This window comes from Arthrobacter sp. StoSoilA2, assembly GCF_019977195.1.
Classification (GTDB): domain Bacteria; phylum Actinomycetota; class Actinomycetes; order Actinomycetales; family Micrococcaceae; genus Arthrobacter.
Window position 1 is genome coordinate 4,766,266 of sequence record NZ_AP024643.1, and the last position, 18,389, is coordinate 4,784,654.

The following is an 18,389-nucleotide window of genomic DNA, read 5'->3' on the forward strand; positions in this document are numbered from 1 at the left end:
GGGGCTGTTCAGTATGCGATTCTCAGTTGCGTTGCGTATTTTGCAACGCTGGTTGCAAACCTGTTGGTGATATGTCTAACATGGTGGCGGACGGAGAGTCAAGACCGCTGAGAAGCGCACAACTAGTGGGAGAACGATGCTGTCAGCTGTATGCGTTGGCGAGACGATGGCCATGCTCACCCCAGCCCAAGCTGTTCCCCTGCACCAGGCCACGGAGCTCCACTACGGGATCGGCGGTGCAGAGTCGAACGTTGCCATGGGATTGGCTGCCATGGGCCTGGACACGCACTGGGTCAGCCGGGTGGGCCACGATGGCTTCGGCACTCGCATTCTGGACGACCTCCGGGCGCACGGGGTGGGAGTCACCGGCGTCGAGGTGGACGAATCCCGGCCAACCGGCCTCTACGTGAAGGTCCCCGCCCAGGAATCAGATCCCGACGGCGGCAGTTCGGTTTTGTACTACCGGCAAGGTTCCGCGGCGTCGGCCATGGGACCCGGCACACTTTCCAATCCCGCCGTTTCCTCACTACTAAAGAACGCCGCCCTCATCCACCTGAGTGGTATCACCGCTGCCCTGTCCGCGGAGTGCCTGTCTCTCTTGGAAGCCTTGCTGGCCGAACCGCGGAACGGGCGCATCGTCAGCTTCGACGTGAACTGGCGAGCCGCCCTTTGGGCAGGCCAAGACCGGTCCGTCCTGCAGCGCCTGGCGAACCGGGCCGACGTCGTGCTTGTTGGAAAAGACGAAGCCGAGCACGCCTTCGGCACCACAGATGAAGCCGAACTCCGCCGTTTGATGCCGGACCCTCAAGTGCTGGTCATCAAGAATGAGGCGATCAGCGCAATCTCCCTGGACCGGAGTGGCACGCGGGAAGAGGTTCCCGCACTGTCCGTCGCCGTCGTCGAGCCTGTTGGCGCCGGCGACTCGTTCGCCGCCGGTTACCTCAGCGGCATGCTGTTTGGGCTCGGCCAGAAAGCGAGCCTGCGCAGGGGGCACGTCGCAGCCGCCTGCACCTTGACTGTTCATGGCGACCGCGGTCCGCTACCCGACGCCGGGGAGCTCGCGGCCATCCTCGATTCTTCGGATGAGGACTGGGCTGCTATCCATGTTGAAGAGGGACATTTCAACACCAGAACCGGAGCGTGACATCTTGAGCCAGAGCCTCATGCGGGCCATCGACCTGCTCGCAGAACTCGCAGCGAAGCCCGCCACCCTTGACGAGCTCTCGTCCAAAGCATCCGTGCACAAGACCACCGTGATGCGGCTCCTGCACGCCATGGAGGAGAAACGGTTCGTGGTGCGGGACGAAGAGCAGCGGTTCATGCTGGGTTCCAAACTGTTCGAACTGTCATCGCTGGCCCTGGAGCAGCGGGACATCCGCAAGGTAGCGCACCCGCACCTGGCCGAACTGAACGGGCGAACCGGGCACACCGTGCACTTGGCCGCATTCGAAGGGAATGAGGTGGTGTACATCGACAAGTTCGAGTCGCACCACCCCGTCCGCATGTACTCACGCATCGGCCTGACTGCATCGCTGCACTCGGCCGCTGTGTCCAAAGTCCTCCTCGCTGACATGCCGCGCAGCCGGCAGGAAAAGATTGCCGCGGGGCTGGACTACGTAAAAGTTACCGAGAACACCCTGACCTCGCCGGAGGCCCTGCTGGCCGAACTCGAGCAGGTCAGGGAACAGGGCTGGGCCCACGACAACGCCGAGCACGAAGCATTCGTGCACTGCATCGCGGCCCCCATCCGCGACGCCAGCGGCGCCGTTGTTGCCGCAGCCTCTTGTTCGGTACCGGTAGTAATGCTCAGCTATGAAGGCTTGCTTGAGCTGCTGCCCGACCTCAAAGCCAGCACCGAGGCCATCTCGAATGACCTCGGCTGGATCAGCCACGAAAGGAACTCAGCATGAGTGAAAAGACCGTAGTACTGACCGAAAACGCCCCCGCCCCGGCGCACGTATTCTCCCAGGGCATCAAGAAGGGCGGCATGTTCCAGGTCTCCGGCCAGGGCCCCATGGATCCCGCCGCCAACCAGTACATCGGTGAGGGCGACGTCCGCGTCCAGACCCGTCGCACGCTGGAGAACGTCAAGGCCATCCTCGAAGCCGGCGGGTCCTCCGTTGAAGACGTCCTCATGTTCCGCGTCTACCTCACCACCCGCGATGACTTCGCCGCCATGAATGAGGTTTACGGCGAGTTCATCCGCGAGAACGTCCCCAGCGGTCTGCTGCCGAGCCGCACTACTGTCTTTGTTGACCTCCCCCACGAGGTCATGCTGGTGGAGATCGACGCCCTGGCAGTTACTGCGTAGGCTGCCTGGCTGCGCCACTCACTTTCGTTAGAGGCACAGTTTCGGGCTGGCGACACCCATATTCAGGCGTCGCCAGCCCGTTTCTGTGTCCCCAGTGATTTTGCGCGGCCTCGGCGTTCTCTTGGGCTAGGGAGCCGGGGTGTCGCTCTTGTTCTTGCGGCGGTTTTGGATCCCAAGGATGAGGAAAGTGATGCCCATGCCCAGGAATGCGATCCAGGCAGGGTTGACTATGATCGCCATGGCCACTGCGACAATGAGGAAGACGATTCCAAGTGGAAGCAATGCCGAACTCCCGTACTTGTCAGCTCGGGTGTTCCGTTCCACGGTTGGCTTTCCGTCATGGCTCATCTACGCGAGGCTACGTGGGCTGGTGGGCGAGGCGCAAGCGTTGGGCGAGTGCCGCCGTCGAGCGTTTTCTTGGGGGCTTGTTTGAGTGTCGCTTCCCGACCCACTTTGACTCCCAGTGCGTGCCGACACGCCGCATTCCCCCGCGCCTCGAGAGGCCCGCGGCGTGAAAGAAGGTCAGGAAGGCACACGGCTGGGGGCGCGGTGCGGGTCGCATGATGACAGGATGGGCTCGTGACGACGCCGAGCATGAGCCAAGCCCTCCATACTTATCTTCAGGAAGTCTCGGGCCATCGGCTGGGCTCACTCGCATCCCTGATACCCCAAAGCTTCGCCCACGTGATCCGTGTACTGAGCCCCGCCCTGGTTCCCGGCGGCAGAAGACTGCATTGGTCCGATCTAACAGGCGATGCCATAGCGATTGGCTCAGAAACTCAATGGAATGAAGTAGTAGCCGCGGCGTCGCCCGATCTGGGCCCCTACCTTGAACCCGACATGGGGACCATTAATGGGCACGTGGCGCAGTCTCTGCTTGCAATTCTTTCAAGGCATACGTCCTCACAGGAAGCCACGTTCCTTGTCTGGGAGGGATACAGCGGTCTCAAAGATGAGGTGGCCCGTTCGCCAACTGTGACAGCGGGCCTTGGCCGGGTGATGCATGTCCGTCATGGGGCACTCAGTCTTGCCCTTGACCCTATCGACTCACCGCCCAACAGGCTCGCGATGACGTGGTTGCCTGACGATGGAGCATGGTTTGTGGGGAACGACATCTACGCCAGATCGGTATTCGTGGGAGGTTCGGCGGAGTGCATCGGCGCCGTCCTGAGCCAAGCGGACCTTGAAGCCTACCCAGTGGGAGCAGGCTACTCAGTGGCTCCTGAGGATTTCTAGCGCGAGGTGCGGTGCTTCCTTGACCCACTTTGACTCCCAGTGCGTGCCGAGACACCGCATTCCCCGGCGCGTCGAGAGGCCCCCGGCGTCAAAGAAGGTCAGGATGCCACACGGCGAACCACCGACGGCGGGACCGCCGGAACCCGCTGGCGCTTGGCGTAGATCCTGGCTCGTTGGCTGGATAGAGCCAGGAGCACCAGTATGTCCGTGGCCAAGCCGGAAAGGCCTGCCTCAAGCGTGAGATTGGTGGTCCCCGTGGAGGCGTCGATGGCCTGGACCACGATCGAGATGGAGCTGAGTGCCATCGCAATCACGCGGGCGCCGTTGCTTCCCAGGAATATCCGCCATGCAAGGAACACTTCGCCGAGCCCGAAAACCAGGACGATCATAGCTATGGTGACGATTGCCGCCGTCGTGGTTTGTGGATCAAGGTTGGCGTCCTCGACGGTGATGTTGCCACCCGAGCCCAGCAAAGTGACGGCCAAAGCAAGTGCAGCAAGGGCCCGGATGACCACGAGGAATGCGCCCGTCATGGTGGGTGCGGGGCGGCGGTCGCGGCTGTCCGTCCGACTGGCTGGCTGGTCGGCGGGGACGGGCACGCGGCGGGCGTCGATGATGGGCAGGTCGCCGTCTGTGGAGATGGAGTCCCCTCCTCCATTGCGCGAGTGGTATCCGGTGGAAAAGTCCTTGATGACGCGCACTGTCACGGCAGGTTCAGCCGCGGACACCGTTCGTACGATGTGGTCCCGCTCCACGTCGGTATTCTGCTCGATCTTGTGCGTGATCTGCAGGGTGAACAGCGAGAAGCCAACGCTGCGGTCGTAGGTGCCGGCGGCGAGCCAATCCACCTTGTGCCCGCCGGGCAGCATCCAGCCCTCGGGGCAGCGCCAAAAGCGGACGTGGTGGCGTTTGCCGGGGTTGCTGTCCACTTCCTGCTGGTAGGCGAAGTCCTGCTGGCGGTCAAAGAGGTAGAGGGGGCTCACGGGAGCCTGTGTGTAGCTCTGCCTCAAAAGCGTAGAACTCACGATGCGCCGGCTGCTGGCAAAGGTCACGTCGTCCGCGATGGTCCACCCTGCGGCACGCATGATCGCGTGGATCTGCGGCTCGGTGCCCATCAGGGCCACGTTCACCGGGTCACCGAGCAGTCCGTCGCTGGTCCGGGCCCGGCCGATGAAGTAGCCGGGAACGTAAATGGTGGTCAGGATGCGGTGGAGGCGAGGCAGCAGCAGGTAGGCCAGGAAGGCCCAGAACACAAAGGAGAACCACACCTGGCCCCACCCCAGATGAAAGCTCTCCCCCACCAGAAGGAATGCCAGCCACACCGCAGCTGCTCCACCCAGGACGAAGAACGCGTGGTCGAGCCGGCTGTCCGTGACTCCTTTGTTCGGCGCTTTGTACATTCGGAACTCCCCCTGGGTGCACGTGCTCCTTAAGCTTCGCCTCCTGGCCTCCGCGTGTACACAGTCCCGGGCATTAAGGTTCGACGCCGGAACTTGGCCAGGTGCCGTCGTCGAACTTATAAGGATTCCACTTGTGTCATTGACTCACCATTCCACTTGTGTCATTCTTTTCTTAGAAAGCGTGACCGGCATCACGCAATGACCTGCTGATGGAGAGAACAATGAAGCTCGAACACATCCTTCTTGGAGTCCTGCTGGAGCATCCGAGCACGGGCTACGACATCAAGAAGTACCTGGACACCCATGGCCGCTTCCTGCGTTCCAATACGCAGATGAGCCAGGTTTACCGCTCGCTCGGAAGCATGGAGAGCCAAGGTTGGGTGACCCACAGCGTGGACCCCCGTCCCGGCGCGCAGGACGCAAAGACCTACCGCGTCACTGACGAAGGAGCCACCGTGTTCCTCGATTGGCTCACCGGCCCGTACCACCCGGCCAGCCGTTTCCAGGACCCCGAACTCGCTGCACGGTTGTCCTTTGCCGGCTTCATGAGCGCTGAGCAACTCCTCCGGATTCTCGACGTCGAAATCCACACCCGCCAGGACGAAATCGCAAGGTACCGCAACCGCGACCGCAGGGAACAGTGGGCTCCCACCATCGCCTTCGACACCGAGCTGGCCGAATCCGTGGGAGAGCGCCTGCACCTCATGGGTGCGAGCGCCATCGACGCACACGTTGCCGGACTGATCAGCCTGCGCAAAGAGCTTCTGGATGGACAGCTCTCGTCCCGTTCGCTCACCGCAGTACCGGCGGAGCTGCAACCATGAAGGCCATCATCCTCATGTTCGATAGCCTCAACAGGCATATGCTCTCCCCTTACGCGGCGGACACGTTCGTAGATGCCCCCAACTTTGCCCGCCTGGCAGCAAAGACGGCGACGTTCGACAACTTCTATGCCGGTTCGATGCCCTGCATGCCGGCACGCCGCGAGATGCACACCGGCCGCCACAATTTCCTGCACCGCAGTTGGGGCCCGCTGGAACCTTTCGACGATTCCATGCCGGAGATGCTGGGAAAAGCAGGAGTGCACACGCATCTCGTATCAGACCACCCACACTATTGGGAGGACGGAGGCGCCACCTATCACCCGCGCTACACCACCTGGGAGTTCTTCCGTGGCCAGGAAGGCGACCCGTGGAAGGGTGTAGTAAATCCTTCCGGCGGAAGCCAGGACTGGCGTGCGGGGATGAAGCGACAGGACCTCATCAACCGCAGCTATATGCCCACCGAGGCAGACCACTCCCAGACCAAGACCGTGGACGCCGGCCTGCACTTCATCGATACGAACCATGAAGCAGACAAGTGGATGCTCCAGATCGAGCTTTTCGATCCGCACGAGCCCTTCTTCACCCACAGCAAATACAAGGCTTTGTACGAGCATGATTACGACGGCCCCGAATTCGACTGGCCGGGATACCAGAAGGTCACCGAACCTCAGGATCAAGTGGAGCACGCCCGCTACGAATATGCCGCTTTGGTCTCGATGTGCGACAAATCGCTTGGACGGGTCCTGGATGCCATGGACCAGTACAACATGTGGGAAGACACCCTCCTCTTGGTGAACACAGACCACGGCTTCCTACTGGGCGAACACGGCTGGTGGGCCAAGTCCGTTCAACCATGGTTCAACGAACTCGTGCACCTGCCAATGTTCCTGTGGGACCCTCGCACCGGCGGCAAGGACACCCGGCGTGGAGCCCTCGCCCAGACCATCGACATTGCACCAACCATGCTGCGTTTCTTCGGCGTCGAACCTACGGAGGACATGCAGGGCCAGGACCTGGCCGCCATCCTGCAGGACGACCACGAAGTACGTGAAGCGGCCCTGTTCGGTATCCATGGTGGCCACGTCAACGTCACTGACGGCCGCTACGTCTACATGCGTGCCGCCGTCGATCCTTCCAACGCCCCACTGGAGGATTACACGCTGATGCCCACCCACATGCGGTCACGGTTCTCCACAGCCGAACTCGCGCAGTGGGAACCTGCGGAAGCGTTCAGCTTCACCAAGGGACTGCGGACAATGCAACTCCAGACCACCTCCATGATGAACTCATGGGTCCACGGAACCCTCCTGTTTGACCTGGAAAAAGACCCGCACCAAACGAACCCCATCATCGACGACGAGCTGGAACTGCGCCTACTGAAAACACTGGCCAAACTTATGCACGCCAACGATGCACCGGAAAGCCAGTTCCAGCGGCTCGGAATTCCTTTCGATTCCGAACCCACAGCCCAGCACCTGCTCGCCGACCGGCAAGCGGACAGGGCGCGGCTCGCTTTGGAACCCCTGCCTCCGATCGACAGCTTCGCCGACGGCGGAGCTGCCCTGACACTGCCCCTTCTGGAACTGCTCCAGGACGTCCGCGGCCGCGAAGCCTTGGAGAAGCACCTCCCCGACCTCATCAGCACTGAACTGGTTAACATCCCCGCCCAGCTCAGCCTCTACCAGCTCGCAGCCGTCATCCCGGTTTCCTCGAGCGCCCTCGGGTCCATTGCCGAGGAACTGGCTGCCGTCCCCACGGCGTAACTCCAAGCCAGTGACACATCCCCAACCCAGCCTGACAATGTAGACAGGACCTACAGCCCATGACCACCCAACCCAGCCCTGCCCTCGCCACGGAAGCTCCAGCAGAAGGAGCAGCCCAAGCCAGCAAAGTTCCCCACCGCTGGCGAAACCTCGCTGTCCTCACCGGCGTTACGGTCGTGGACAACACGGAAGCCGGCCTCAGCGCCACCCTGTTCCCGACCATTGCGGCGGCCCTGAAACTGCAGAGCAGCCACCTCGGCCTGCTGGCCGCACTCGGCAAAATCATTGCCGTCCCAGCCGGTCCGGCGTGGGCCTGGCTTGCCGGGAAGATCGGCCGACGGAAAGCGCTGATCGCCACCACCCTGGCCGGTGGAGTCTTCGGCATAGCAGCAGGTTTCTCCCAGGACTTCGTTCAACTGTTGATCCTCAACACGCTGATGTCGGCGTCGATCATCGGTGGAAGCCCGATCGCCAACGCCATCATCGCGGACTCCTTCGATGACAGCCAGCGCGGCAAGGCTGCGGGCTACTTCTACGGGTTCATGAGCCTCATCAGTTCCTTCATTGCCCCTCTCATCGCATTGTTCACGGGTATTACTGATGGCTGGCGCTTCGGCATGTGGACCATCGGTGGCATTTGCATCCTGGCCGGCCTGCTGGTGGCACTGCTCCTGAAAGACCCCGGAGTGGGAGCGTCGGAGAAGCAACTCGCAGACCTCAGCGGCCGCGAGCGCCTCACCCCGAAAGTCACTGTCCGCTCGGTGGCCTCCCTGTTCCGGATTCCCAGCTTCTCCATCATGATGCTCTCGCGCCTGCTCTCCGGGCACCTCCTCATCGCGATCTTCGGTATCCAGTTCCTCGTGGTGGAGCGGGGCTTCACGAACGCGGTGGCGGCCATCGTCCTGGTGCCGTTTGGGCTCGGCTACTTCGCCGGGACCGCTGGTGGCGGCTGGCTCGTCGCGCTCCTGGACCGGGTCCTTCCCGACAGGGGCCGGGTTGCCTACCTGCAGGGCGCCCAGGTTCTCTTCGCCGCCGTCGCATTCTTCGCAACCCAATTCGACTACGACAACATCGGCATCTACAGCGCGTTCTGGGCCCTGATCGGCTTCGCCCAAGGAGCCAATCCGCCCGCCAACCGTCCGATCGTCGCGGCCGTCGTCCTCCCGGAACTTCGTGGCCAGGCCTTCGCTATCTTCCTGACCGTTTTCGAGACCATCGGGTGGGCCGTCTTCTCCCTCGGAGCGGGCGCCCTGGCCTCAAGCCTCGGAATCCAGGCCGTGTTCCTCTGGACCCTGGTGATCCTCATGCTGGTCAACGCAGCAGTCCTCACCGCCCTCTACTTCTGCTACCCACGGGACGTGGAGCGTGTCCGGAATGCGTTGGAGCAGCGCCGGCAGGAAGCACTGCACCAGGGCTGACTTAGGCAACCGTTCGGGCTCGACGTCGGCACTCAGGTGAGTGCCGACGTCGCGGTTTAACTTGTGGCGAGGTTTCCTACGCTGAGTTGTTTGTGGTCGATGAGCCACTCCAGGGACTCGCGGACCGCTTGTTCCGGCTCATACCGGGGTGCATAACCCAGCAGGGACTTGGCTTTTTCAATGCTGAAGCAATGGTTGCGTGACAGGTGGCTCCAGCTCGTATCCGCGTGCCCAGGTGTGGTGGTTCTGCGGAACTCCTCCCAACTGACTGGCTCGAAGCGAGGTTCCTTCCCGAACCACGACGCAGCGATCCCGACGTATCCGCGAACTGTCAGGGCGGTGGGAGCAACAATGTTGAAGTCCTCCGCGGCGGCCGCTTCACGTCGCTGGATGGCTTTCTCGAAGGCTTGCGCGACGTCGTCGGCGTGCACGTGATGCATCAGCTCGGTGCCACTTCCGGGAACCTTTAGCGGCCGGCCTGCGGCGATCGTCTCCCACACGGATGCGTCGAGGTTTCCAAGCGGTCCGATCGGCTGCCAACCAGGTCCGACGATGTGACCGGGGTGCAACGACGTAGTAGCCAGTCCGCCGGAAGCCGTCTCTTCCTTCAACATGCGGGCTATAGCTCGCTTCTGGATGCCGTACTCATCGGTTGGGGCCGCAGCAGTATCCGAGCCCTCCGCGATGGGCAGCTTCATGCTGGCGCCATACCGCCAAATAGAACCGCAATGCAGGAGGTGGCCTACCTCGCCGCGGAGTCGGTTCACCAGCGCGGTGGCGGAGTCGAGCGTAAAGCAGACCAGGTCAATCACGACGTCGGCACCCAGTTCCACGATCCGGTCACCAAAGATGCCGTCCCGGTCCTCCTGCTCCCGGTCCGCTGTGACCTGGCGGACCTGCTGCCACTCTGGTGTATCGGTGTAGGCCTGCCGGATTCCGCGGCTGATGTTGGTCACTTCATGGCCGGCGTTGACGAGCCTGGGCACGAGGAACGAACCAATGTGGCCACTGCCGCCGATGACAACTATTTTCATGGGTAACCTTCGCTTTTTGGGCGTGCTTGGGTTGGAGTTCCAGAGTAGTTCCTCTATGCAGGCGCGGCGTGGGCGGCCTCACTTAAGCGGGGACTGCGGAGACATCAAGCGACGATTGGCCAGCAACCTGACGACTCACTTCTCCCAAGCTCGACAAACCCCATGCCCTCGTGACTAGCATGAATACTCCGGGCAAGCCCGGGTACGTGACCTCTTGAACGACCCCCTCGGACGGTCGGCGTTGACGCGGCGACCACGTAAAGGAGAAAGCTGTGCGGGAGCCTGTAGTCAGCGAGAGCCTGTCAGAAACCAACGGGAATCCAGAGGAAACAACGGAGGATCCGCAGGAAACGCAACCCGAGGAAACCGCCACAGAGTCACCCGAGATCACGTTTGACGAACAGTTCTATCCCGCCCGCCCGAAAGCCCTCCGGCCGATCGCCCGACGCCGGCAATTCTTCGCAGCCAGGCCCTCCTTGGAATTCGATGGGCGCAATCCGACGTATGTGGACTGGCTTCGCAACCAGTCGATGCTCGGCGATGCCAACACCATGGCCCGGCAACTCTCTGGCCAGGCCAGCATGTGGCAGAACGCCTACGCCCGACCAAACCCGCGGGCGGCAGTGGAGCGTGCGCCTGTGTGGTTCACGGCCTACCCTCTCTCCTTCATTACCCGCGAGGGTCAGTCATTTCTGTCCGCGCTGGGAGAGCCGGGCCTCTGGAAGGCGTTCCGGGAGATCGGCATCCGCGGACTCCACACTGGCCCTGTAAAGCTGGCCGGAGGCATCAGCGGTTGGTCCCAGACGCCCAGCGTGGATGGCCATTTTGACCGCATCAGCATGGCGATCGATCCGGCGTTCGGTACGGAGGAAGAATTCCGCCGGATGTGCGAAGTCGCCGCAGATCATGACGGGACGGTCATCGACGACATCGTGCCCGGCCATACGGGCAAAGGCGCCGACTTCCGTCTTGCCGAGATGAACTTCCGGGACTACCCGGGCATCTATCACATGGTGGATATCCCCGAGGAAGACTGGCACCTGCTGCCCGATGTTCCCGAGGGCGAAGATTCAGTGAATATCAGTCCCGATACCGAGCAGGCCCTCCAAAAAGCGGGGTACATCATCGGCAGGCTCCAACGCGTGATCTTCTACGAACCCGGGGTCAAGGAGACCAACTGGAGCGCCACCAGGCCGATCGTGGATACCACCGGCAAAACCCGTCGCTGGGTGTATCTCCATTACTTCAAGGCCGGGCAGCCATCCATTAACTGGCTGGACCCTACCTTCGCCGGGATGCGGTTGGTGGTGGGCGATGCGTTGCACTCCCTCCTGGACCTGGGCACCGGTGCCCTGCGGCTGGATGCCAACGGCTTCCTCGGCGTGGAGAAGAGCGCGGAGGAACAGCCGGGCTGGTCGGAAGGCCACCCCCTGTCCGAGGCAGCGAACCAGCTCATTGGCTCCATGATCCGCAAAGTGGGCGGGTTCTCCTTCCAGGAACTCAACCTCACCATTGATGACATCAAGGCGCAGTCCGAGTCGGGCCCGGATCTTTCCTACGACTTCATCACCAGGCCCGCCTACCACTATGCGCTGGTCACCGGTGACACCGAGTTTCTCCGACTGACCCTTCGGTTGGCCATGGAGATCGGTGTGGACCAGGCCTCGCTGGTGCACGCACTGCAGAACCACGATGAACTGACCTACGAGTTGCTCCACTTTGCCGCTGGACACAGGGAAGACATCTTCGAGCTTGGCGGCGAAGAACTGACAGGCGCCGAGGTTGCCGAGAAGGTCCAGAGCACCCTGCGGGAACGCCTCACCGGTGAGAACGGGCCCTACAACGCGGTCTTCACCACCAACGGCATCGCCTGCACCACGGTCAGCTTCCTCATGGCTGCGCTGGGAATCAAAGACCCGGACTCGATAACGCAGGAGCAAGAGGCCCAGGTCCTGGATGCCCACGTGCTCCTGTCCATGTACAACGCGCTGCAGCCTGGGGTCTTCGCGCTTTCCGGATGGGACCTCACCGGCATCACCGCGTTGGATCGGGAAACAGTCCGGGAGCTCACCTCGCAAGGCGACACCCGCTGGATTAACCGCGGCGCCCACGACCTCATGGGCACCAGCCCCGACGCCAAGACCTCCCTCGCCGGCATGGCGCGGGCCCGGAGCCTCTACGGTCCGCTGCCTGAACAGCTCAAGGATCCAGCCTCCTACGCCCGGCGCCTCCAGCAGATCCTGAAAGTACGGGAAGAATCAGGGATCGCAACGAGTACCTTGCTGGACGTGCCCGACGTTTCCAACCGCGGGCTGCTGGTCCTGGTCAACCAACTCGGCAGCGGCGAGCTTGAAGTCACCGTCCTGAACTTCTCCGACCAGGACATCGCAGGCAGCATCCAGTCCTCGCACCTTGTCCCTGGCGCCAGCGTCCACGATCTCTTCAGCGGCGAAAACGTGGGGCAAGTGGATGACCTTGGCAGCTTCTTCCTCGAACTGCGGGCGTTCCAAGGGACCGCTCTGGTACTGAAGGAAGCCGACACCGAATAGAAGCCCCGACGTCGGCACTCGCGTAAGTGCCGACGTCGGGGTTAGGTTTCCTGCCGCCTCGCCACTGGAGCCAATCGCTTCACCTTGATAGCTTCGAAGCCATGGCCATCAAACTTGAGAATGTCGGTATTGCGGTACGTGACATTGAAGAAACCATCGCCTTTTTCACCGACCTCGGCCTGACAGTGGTTGGCCGTGACACCGTCAGCGGCGAGTGGGCCGATACCGCCGTCGGGCTTGATGGCAACCACGCGAAGATTGCGGTGCTGCAAACCCCCGATGGTCAGGGTCAGCTGGAACTCTTCGAATACATCCACCCTGATGCGATCGAGACGCACCCCACCCGTCCGAACGACATCGGAATGCACCGGGTGGCCTTCTCCGTTGACGATATCGATCAAGCCCTTGAGATAGCGGCGAAGCACGGATGCACTCCGCTACGCGGAGTGGCCACATATGGAGATATCTATAAGCTCACGTATCTGCGCGGACCCAGCGGAATCCTGGTGATGCTCGCCCAGGAATTGAAGAAGAAGGACTGAGGACCATATTTAGCGGCCCACATTGATCTCCTTGGCGAACTCGTTGAGAGCCGCTGCTACAGCTTCCGGATGGCTCAAGCTGGCATAGTGACCGCCCGGGATCTCCACCGGTTCGATTCCTAGCCGATCACGTACTTGGCGCCTCATGAATGATGGTGGAAAGAACAGGTCGTCACGGCACAAAATCGCCAGGGTAGGAACATGCGGATGCCGGCCGGGCCAAGGCGCGGACATCCACGCACCTTGCTGGTCGCGCTCTTTGCCGATTGCCTGCTGTGCCAAATCCTCGGGGACCAGGTTGAAGAATGCTTCTTCAGGGATGGACTCCCGATCATGCCCCGTATTGGTCCACCAGTCCCCGAACGTCTCGCCCGGCATCGGAATCATTGCCGAGAGGTACACAAGTCCGTCGGAGCGGAGGGCGTGGCAGGCCAATGGCGCTGTGAAGCCACCCAACGAGTGCCCAACAACGATGGTGTTCTGAGCGTCGCCTACGGCTGCAGTCACTGCCCGCGTGTAGTCCTCAAGCCCTGCGCCGGCATCTTCAATGGGCAAGTCGACAGCGATGACGCCATGCCCGGATGCCTCAAGCAGGGGCTTAACCAGATGCCAATCCCACGCTGTGGAACCGCCACCGTGAATCAACACGAATACCGCCATCATCCCTCGTTTCAACTCACGCAGTGTGTGCTGTCACCAGCGGATCGGGCTTCTGCAAGCTGACGCCGGAAGCAGTTTCGACCGGTAGGCCATTCCTGATCCAGTACTCGATGCCACCAATCATTTCCTTCACCGAATATCCCAGTTCGGCGAAAGCGAGCGCCGCGAAGGTGCTGCCGTTGCACCCGGGACCCCAGGAGTAGACCACGACTTTCGAACCCGCCGGGATCCGCCCAGCAGCCAAAGCTGGAATCTGGGCAGTCGGTATATGTACTGCTCCCGGAATATGTCCGTGATCCCACGAGGACTGCCTACGCGTATCCACCACAAGCAACGAGCCCGGCTCCGACTCAGCCACTTCCATGACGTCGATTTCGCACTGCAACTTGGCGCGAAAAAAGGCGGCGGGATCGAGCGTTAGGCCGGTCGGTGAGGTTGTCACGTATCCTCCGTTGAGAAAAGCGATTCTGCGGACGATCTCCTTCCGCCCCAGAGCAAACACTACGCGAAGCCTGGGCGCGTTCCCATTTCTCGAAGACATACGCCCAATACCCCCAGGGGGTACTTGATCTTATACCCCCAAGGGGTATACATTCGATGTATGAGCAATGCAGACCTTAGCTTCAACCACCTGAGCGCGGACCTCCCGACCATCGAAGTCGACCTTGAGCACGCCGCACCACACGGGTACACCAGCAACAAGGACGCCTACCTGCGCCGCCTGAAACGCATCGAGGGGCAGGTCCGCGGTATCGCGCGCATGGTGGAAGAGGACAAATACTGCATCGACATCCTCACGCAGGTGGCTGCTGCCACCAAAGCCCTGCACGCCGTCAGCCTGGGACTCGTTGAAGAGCACATTGGCCACTGCGTGGTTGGCGCCGCCTCCGAGCCCAATCCTGAAGCCCGCGCCGAACAGATCGATGCCAAAGTAAAGGAGGCCACCGATGCCATCGGGCGCCTGCTGCGGTAATTCCGCCAACACACATCACACCATTCAACTCACCACCAAGGAGCGCATCATGAGCCAGACCATCCAGACAAACGTCAACGTTTCCGGCATGACCTGCGGCCACTGTGTTTCAAGCGTGAGCGAGGAACTCGAAGCACTTAACGGCGTGGAGGACGTCTCCGTGGACCTCAACCCCGGCGGGCTGTCCACCGTAACCATCACATCCACCAGCCAGCTCTCGCCGTCCGAAATAGGCGAGGCCGTCGCAGAAGCCGGCTACTTGGTGGTAGCCAACGAAGCCTAGGAGTCCTCTTGACTAACCAGGAGACCTTCAATCAGCCCGAAACCCGGGTCATCGAACTGGACATAGAGGGCATGACCTGCGCCTCGTGCGTCAATCGGGTTGAACGGAAGCTCGGCAAGCTCGAAGGCGTCGAAGCCAGCGTCAACCTTCCCCTGGAATCAGCCCACGTCACCGTCCCAGCCACGGTGACAGACCAACAAATCGTGGACACGGTCAACGCCACAGGCTACAAAGCCAAAGTCCGCCAACCCCCAGCCCCCCACACCAGGGAACACCACAATCGTGGCGTTCAGGGTCACCAACCAAACTCCGTCACCGAGCTCACGAGTGACCTCCCAGATCACAAGGACCACGCAAAAACGTCCACCAACAATGGACACGCGGCGCAGGCCGAACCGCCCCAAGCCACGGAACCCGGAACCGGACACGACCACAGTGATGCGTCCGGCGCCATGCGGCAGCATGCGTCCAAGGGAGGAACGACCGAGCATGCAGAGCATGGCGCCGGGGGCGTCACGCAAGGCAACCACGAGCATGCAGAGCATGGCACCGGCGGCTCCGCGCCAGCAGAGCATGCCGAGCACGCGAATCACACAGATCACATGTCGCACGGCCCAGCGGCGTCAACACTCCGCCCACGCCTGATCACGGCGGCGGTACTGACCGTGCCCGTCTTCGCGATTTCCATGGTTCCTGCCCTGCAGTTCACCAACTGGGGCTGGATTGTGGGTGCATTGGCGCTGCCTGTGGTCAGCTGGGCTGCGTGGCCGTTCCATAGGGCCGCCGCTATCAATGCCCGGCATCTCGCATCCACCATGGACACGCTCGTTTCCATCGGGGTGATCGCGGCCTACCTCTACTCCGCGTGGCAGTTGTTCGCGGATCCCAGGATGACGGAGCACCCGGGCATGGAAAGCATGTCCGGTGGTGGGCTGTATTTCGAAGTCGCCGCCGTTGTCACCACATTTCTGCTGTTGGGACGGTACCTGGAAGCAAATGCGAAGGCCAAGGCCGGCGACGCTTTGAAAGCCCTCCTGAATCTTGGCGCCAAGGATGCCACGATTTTGGTGGACGGCCGGGAACAGAAAATACCTGCTGAAGAACTCCTGGTAGATGACGTCATCGTGGTCCGCCCTGGTGAGAAGATCGCGACCGATGGTGTGGTGATTGACGGCGCGTCCGCCGTCGATGCCTCTCTCGTGACTGGCGAATCTGTTCCGGTCGAGGTCGGTCCAGGGAGCCCTGTTACCGGCGCTACCATCAACACCTCAGGCCGCCTTTTGGTCCGGGCCACGAGGGTGGGTTCTGACACGACCCTCGCCCAGATGGGCCGTTTGGTCAGTCAGGCGCAGACCGGAAAGGCGCCAATCGCGCGGCTTGCGGACAGGATCAGCGCGGTGTTCGTGCCGATCGTGCTGGTGCTTGCGTTGGTGACGTTCGTTCTGTGGCTGTTCTTCTCGGGCGACCTCAACGCGGCGTTCACCGCTGCAGTTGCCGTCCTGGTGATCGCTTGCCCCTGCGCCCTTGGCCTCGCAACTCCCGTCGGGCTGTTGACCGGAACGGGCCGCGGCGCTCAGCTGGGCATTCTCATCAAGGGTCCGCAGGTGCTGGAGGACACCCGGCATGTGGACACCATCCTGCTGGACAAGACCGGCACCGTGACCAGCGGAAGGCTTGCCGTGGACCATACGGTCGCCCTCAATGGCCACTCCCGGGCAGCAGTCCTGACACTTGCCGGTGCGGTCGAGTCAGCCTCGGAGCACCCCATCGCCCATGCGATTGCGGAAGCAGCCAAGGAAGCAATGCCCGACGCCGGCGCTCTCCCCGGTGTGGATGGCTTCAGTTCCGCTCCTGGCGGCGGAGTCCGCGGAACCGTGGCGTTGGACGGGACTAAAAAAACGGTTGTGGTTGGGCGCTCGGGCTGGCTTGAGAAGAACGGCATCGCCCTCGATGCCAGCCAGCGGGACGAGCTCGCAGCTCAGGAGAATAGCGGCGCAACTGCAATTTGGGTGGCTGTGGACGGTCAAGCTGCCGGAATCGTCAGCCTGAGCGACACCATCAAGCCAGGCTCCGCAGCTGCGATCCAGCGACTGAAGGATCTCGGTATCCGTCCGATGCTCCTGACGGGTGATAACGCCGCTGTCGCCGCCCAAGTAGCTGCCGCCGTCGGGATTTCCGCTGACGACGTGTTCGCTGGCGTCCTGCCGGAAGGCAAAGTCGACGCAGTCCGGAAGCTTCAGGCCTCCGGCGCAACGGTGGCAATGGCAGGCGATGGCGTGAATGACGCCGCTGCCTTGGCCCAGTCGGATCTGGGAATCGCGATGGGGTCCGGCACGGACGTTGCAATCGAAGCGTCTGACCTCACCGTGATGGGCAGCGACCTGGGCCAGCTCGTTCAGGCTATCGAGCTCTCCCGCAAGACGCTCTCCACCATCAAGACCAACCTGTTCTGGGCCTTCTTCTACAACGCGATCGGCATCCCAGTGGCAGCCATCGGACTGCTCAATCCGATGATCGCAGGCGCAGCAATGGCGGCGAGCTCCGTGCTTGTCGTCGCGAACTCCCTGCGGCTCCGCTCATTCGGGAAGTAACCCATCCGCGTAGCAGCACAGGGCGCTCCGAGCTCTCAGAACGTCATGTGCTGCTGCGCAGTTTGAGGACTTGTGCCCGGGCTAAGCCGTCCCGAAGCGGACAGCAGCCCGGGCCTTTGCCTTGGCGGCTTCCTCGTCACGGTTCTTCGCCGGGCCATGGCTCACCAGCGAATCCAGCAAATGCTGCGTGATGTGGGCGATCTCGTGGACGGCCTCAGCGAAAGCTTCCTCGTTGGCTTTGGACGGTTTGGTGGAACCGCTGATCTTGCGCACGTATTGCAGCGCGGCGGCCTCCACCTCTGCCGACGTAGCGTGTGGTTCGAAGTTATGAAGAGTCCTGATATTCCGGCACATAACCCCATGCTAACTATGGGCAGCGCTCCATGGGGAGGGGTGCCCATCGACGCCTTTTCGAATCACACGATAGGTTTTAGCTATTGGATCTTCCGGATGAGCCGGAGGCCGCTGGGGATGCCGAAGAGCTCGGGTCCGAACAAATGAAGGAGAATCTCATGGCTATTTGGGGTGCAGATGTTGATCAGCTTCGTCAGCTCGGTAACAAGCTGAAGGCTGGTGCCGAGAACATCGAGCAGCAGCGCTCACAGCTGAAGGGCGCCCTTGACGGCACCGACTGGAAGGGCCCGGACGCCGACAAGTTCCGCGGCGAGTGGGACAGCCAGCACGCTTCCAACCTGAAGAAGGTTGCCGACGCCCTTCGCGAAGCCGGCGACCGCGCTCAGAAGAACGCTGAGCAGCAGCAGCAGGCTTCCAACTAGGACCGTTGGGAAACCCCGGACGCTACGGC

General features: G+C 62.0%; 19 protein-coding genes. 13 read left to right on the top strand and 6 right to left on the bottom strand.

The features are described from left to right. The first annotated feature begins 136 nt into the window (after window positions 1-136). The 3 genes from LDN82_RS21810 to LDN82_RS21820 are packed head-to-tail and all read left to right on the top strand — an operon-like array spanning window position 137 to window position 2,311. Window positions 137-1,144, top strand: coding sequence for a sugar kinase (locus LDN82_RS21810; protein ID WP_224165836.1), 1,008 nt, complete (start codon window positions 137-139; stop codon window positions 1,142-1,144). Continuing rightward, window positions 1,104-1,910 carry an IclR family transcriptional regulator gene (locus LDN82_RS21815; protein ID WP_224092790.1) on the top strand — a complete coding sequence of 269 codons (807 nt, stop codon included), beginning with the start codon at window positions 1,104-1,106 and terminating at the stop codon, window positions 1,908-1,910. The genes LDN82_RS21810 and LDN82_RS21815 overlap by 41 nt, the downstream gene beginning before the upstream one ends. Then, window positions 1,907-2,311 (top strand): Rid family hydrolase, encoded by a 405-nt coding sequence (locus LDN82_RS21820; RefSeq protein ID WP_224165838.1) that lies wholly within the window; start codon window positions 1,907-1,909, stop codon window positions 2,309-2,311. The genes LDN82_RS21815 and LDN82_RS21820 overlap by 4 nt, the downstream gene beginning before the upstream one ends. A 126-nt stretch (window positions 2,312-2,437) precedes the next feature. Here the strand turns inward: LDN82_RS21820 and LDN82_RS21825 are convergent, their stop codons facing one another. Beyond that, on the bottom strand, window positions 2,438-2,659 hold the full coding sequence (locus LDN82_RS21825; RefSeq protein ID WP_224165839.1) for a hypothetical protein: 222 nt from the start codon (window positions 2,657-2,659) through the stop codon (window positions 2,438-2,440). A gap of 231 nt (window positions 2,660-2,890) precedes the next feature. On the opposite strand from LDN82_RS21825, the gene LDN82_RS21830 reads away from it, so the two are divergent. Continuing rightward, window positions 2,891-3,547 (top strand): hypothetical protein, encoded by a 657-nt coding sequence (locus LDN82_RS21830; RefSeq protein ID WP_224165840.1) that lies wholly within the window; start codon window positions 2,891-2,893, stop codon window positions 3,545-3,547. A 98-nt stretch (window positions 3,548-3,645) separates the two neighbouring features. Here LDN82_RS21830 and LDN82_RS21835 read toward each other — a convergent pair whose 3' ends face one another. Then, window positions 3,646-4,947, bottom strand: a complete 1,302-nt coding sequence (locus tag LDN82_RS21835) for an LssY C-terminal domain-containing protein (protein WP_224165841.1) — start codon at window positions 4,945-4,947, stop codon at window positions 3,646-3,648. 221 nt (window positions 4,948-5,168) lie between these two features. Here LDN82_RS21835 and LDN82_RS21840 point away from each other — a divergent pair, with 221 nt between their 5' ends. Genes LDN82_RS21840 through LDN82_RS21850 form a run of 3 tightly spaced genes read left to right on the top strand, consistent with a single transcriptional unit; the run spans window position 5,169 to window position 8,952 of the window. Further along, window positions 5,169-5,771, top strand: a complete 603-nt coding sequence (locus LDN82_RS21840) for a PadR family transcriptional regulator (RefSeq protein ID WP_224165842.1) — start codon at window positions 5,169-5,171, stop codon at window positions 5,769-5,771. Next, the gene (locus tag LDN82_RS21845; RefSeq protein WP_224165843.1) at window positions 5,768-7,534 is read left to right on the top strand and encodes a sulfatase-like hydrolase/transferase; all 1,767 of its coding nucleotides are present in this window, start codon (window positions 5,768-5,770) and stop codon (window positions 7,532-7,534) included. Before LDN82_RS21840 ends, LDN82_RS21845 begins: the two co-directional genes overlap by 4 nt. Window positions 7,535-7,593: 59 nt before the next feature. Beyond that, on the top strand, window positions 7,594-8,952 hold the full coding sequence (locus tag LDN82_RS21850; RefSeq protein WP_224165844.1) for an MFS transporter: 1,359 nt from the start codon (window positions 7,594-7,596) through the stop codon (window positions 8,950-8,952). Window positions 8,953-9,008: 56 nt separating this feature from the next. Here the strand turns inward: LDN82_RS21850 and LDN82_RS21855 are convergent, their stop codons facing one another. Next, the gene (locus tag LDN82_RS21855; protein ID WP_224165845.1) at window positions 9,009-9,986 is read right to left on the bottom strand and encodes an NAD(P)-dependent oxidoreductase; all 978 of its coding nucleotides are present in this window, start codon (window positions 9,984-9,986) and stop codon (window positions 9,009-9,011) included. A gap of 272 nt (window positions 9,987-10,258) precedes the next feature. On the opposite strand from LDN82_RS21855, the gene treS reads away from it, so the two are divergent. Together treS and LDN82_RS21865 are read left to right on the top strand one after the other, a co-directional pair. Next, window positions 10,259-12,535, top strand: a complete 2,277-nt coding sequence (gene treS, locus LDN82_RS21860; RefSeq protein ID WP_224165846.1) for a maltose alpha-D-glucosyltransferase — start codon at window positions 10,259-10,261, stop codon at window positions 12,533-12,535. A 101-nt stretch (window positions 12,536-12,636) separates the two neighbouring features. Further along, window positions 12,637-13,077: a VOC family protein gene (locus LDN82_RS21865; RefSeq protein ID WP_224165847.1), complete on the top strand. Its 441-nt coding sequence runs from the start codon at window positions 12,637-12,639 to the stop codon at window positions 13,075-13,077. A gap of 9 nt (window positions 13,078-13,086) precedes the next feature. On the opposite strand, the gene LDN82_RS21870 is transcribed toward LDN82_RS21865, so the two are convergent. Together LDN82_RS21870 and LDN82_RS21875 are read right to left on the bottom strand one after the other, a co-directional pair. Beyond that, window positions 13,087-13,740, bottom strand: coding sequence for an alpha/beta hydrolase (locus LDN82_RS21870; protein ID WP_224165848.1), 654 nt, complete (start codon window positions 13,738-13,740; stop codon window positions 13,087-13,089). A gap of 13 nt (window positions 13,741-13,753) precedes the next feature. After that, window positions 13,754-14,179 carry a rhodanese-like domain-containing protein gene (locus LDN82_RS21875; RefSeq protein ID WP_346347103.1) on the bottom strand — a complete coding sequence of 142 codons (426 nt, stop codon included), beginning with the start codon at window positions 14,177-14,179 and terminating at the stop codon, window positions 13,754-13,756. A gap of 159 nt (window positions 14,180-14,338) precedes the next feature. Here LDN82_RS21875 and LDN82_RS21880 point away from each other — a divergent pair, with 159 nt between their 5' ends. Genes LDN82_RS21880 through LDN82_RS21890 form a run of 3 tightly spaced genes read left to right on the top strand, consistent with a single transcriptional unit; the run spans window position 14,339 to window position 17,584 of the window. Further along, window positions 14,339-14,710, top strand: coding sequence for a metal-sensitive transcriptional regulator (locus tag LDN82_RS21880; protein WP_224165849.1), 372 nt, complete (start codon window positions 14,339-14,341; stop codon window positions 14,708-14,710). A 49-nt stretch (window positions 14,711-14,759) separates the two neighbouring features. Next, window positions 14,760-14,993 carry a heavy-metal-associated domain-containing protein gene (locus LDN82_RS21885; protein ID WP_224092768.1) on the top strand — a complete coding sequence of 78 codons (234 nt, stop codon included), beginning with the start codon at window positions 14,760-14,762 and terminating at the stop codon, window positions 14,991-14,993. An 8-nt stretch (window positions 14,994-15,001) separates the two neighbouring features. Further along, a complete protein-coding gene (locus LDN82_RS21890; RefSeq protein WP_224165850.1) occupies window positions 15,002-17,584 on the top strand; it encodes a heavy metal translocating P-type ATPase in 2,583 nt (860 codons plus the stop codon). A gap of 81 nt (window positions 17,585-17,665) precedes the next feature. Here LDN82_RS21890 and LDN82_RS21895 read toward each other — a convergent pair whose 3' ends face one another. After that, a complete protein-coding gene (locus tag LDN82_RS21895) occupies window positions 17,666-17,938 on the bottom strand; it encodes a DUF2277 domain-containing protein (protein WP_011776687.1) in 273 nt (90 codons plus the stop codon). 158 nt (window positions 17,939-18,096) lie between these two features. Here LDN82_RS21895 and LDN82_RS21900 point away from each other — a divergent pair, with 158 nt between their 5' ends. Continuing rightward, window positions 18,097-18,360 (top strand): WXG100 family type VII secretion target, encoded by a 264-nt coding sequence (locus LDN82_RS21900; protein ID WP_011776688.1) that lies wholly within the window; start codon window positions 18,097-18,099, stop codon window positions 18,358-18,360. Window positions 18,361-18,389 lie beyond the last annotated feature (29 nt).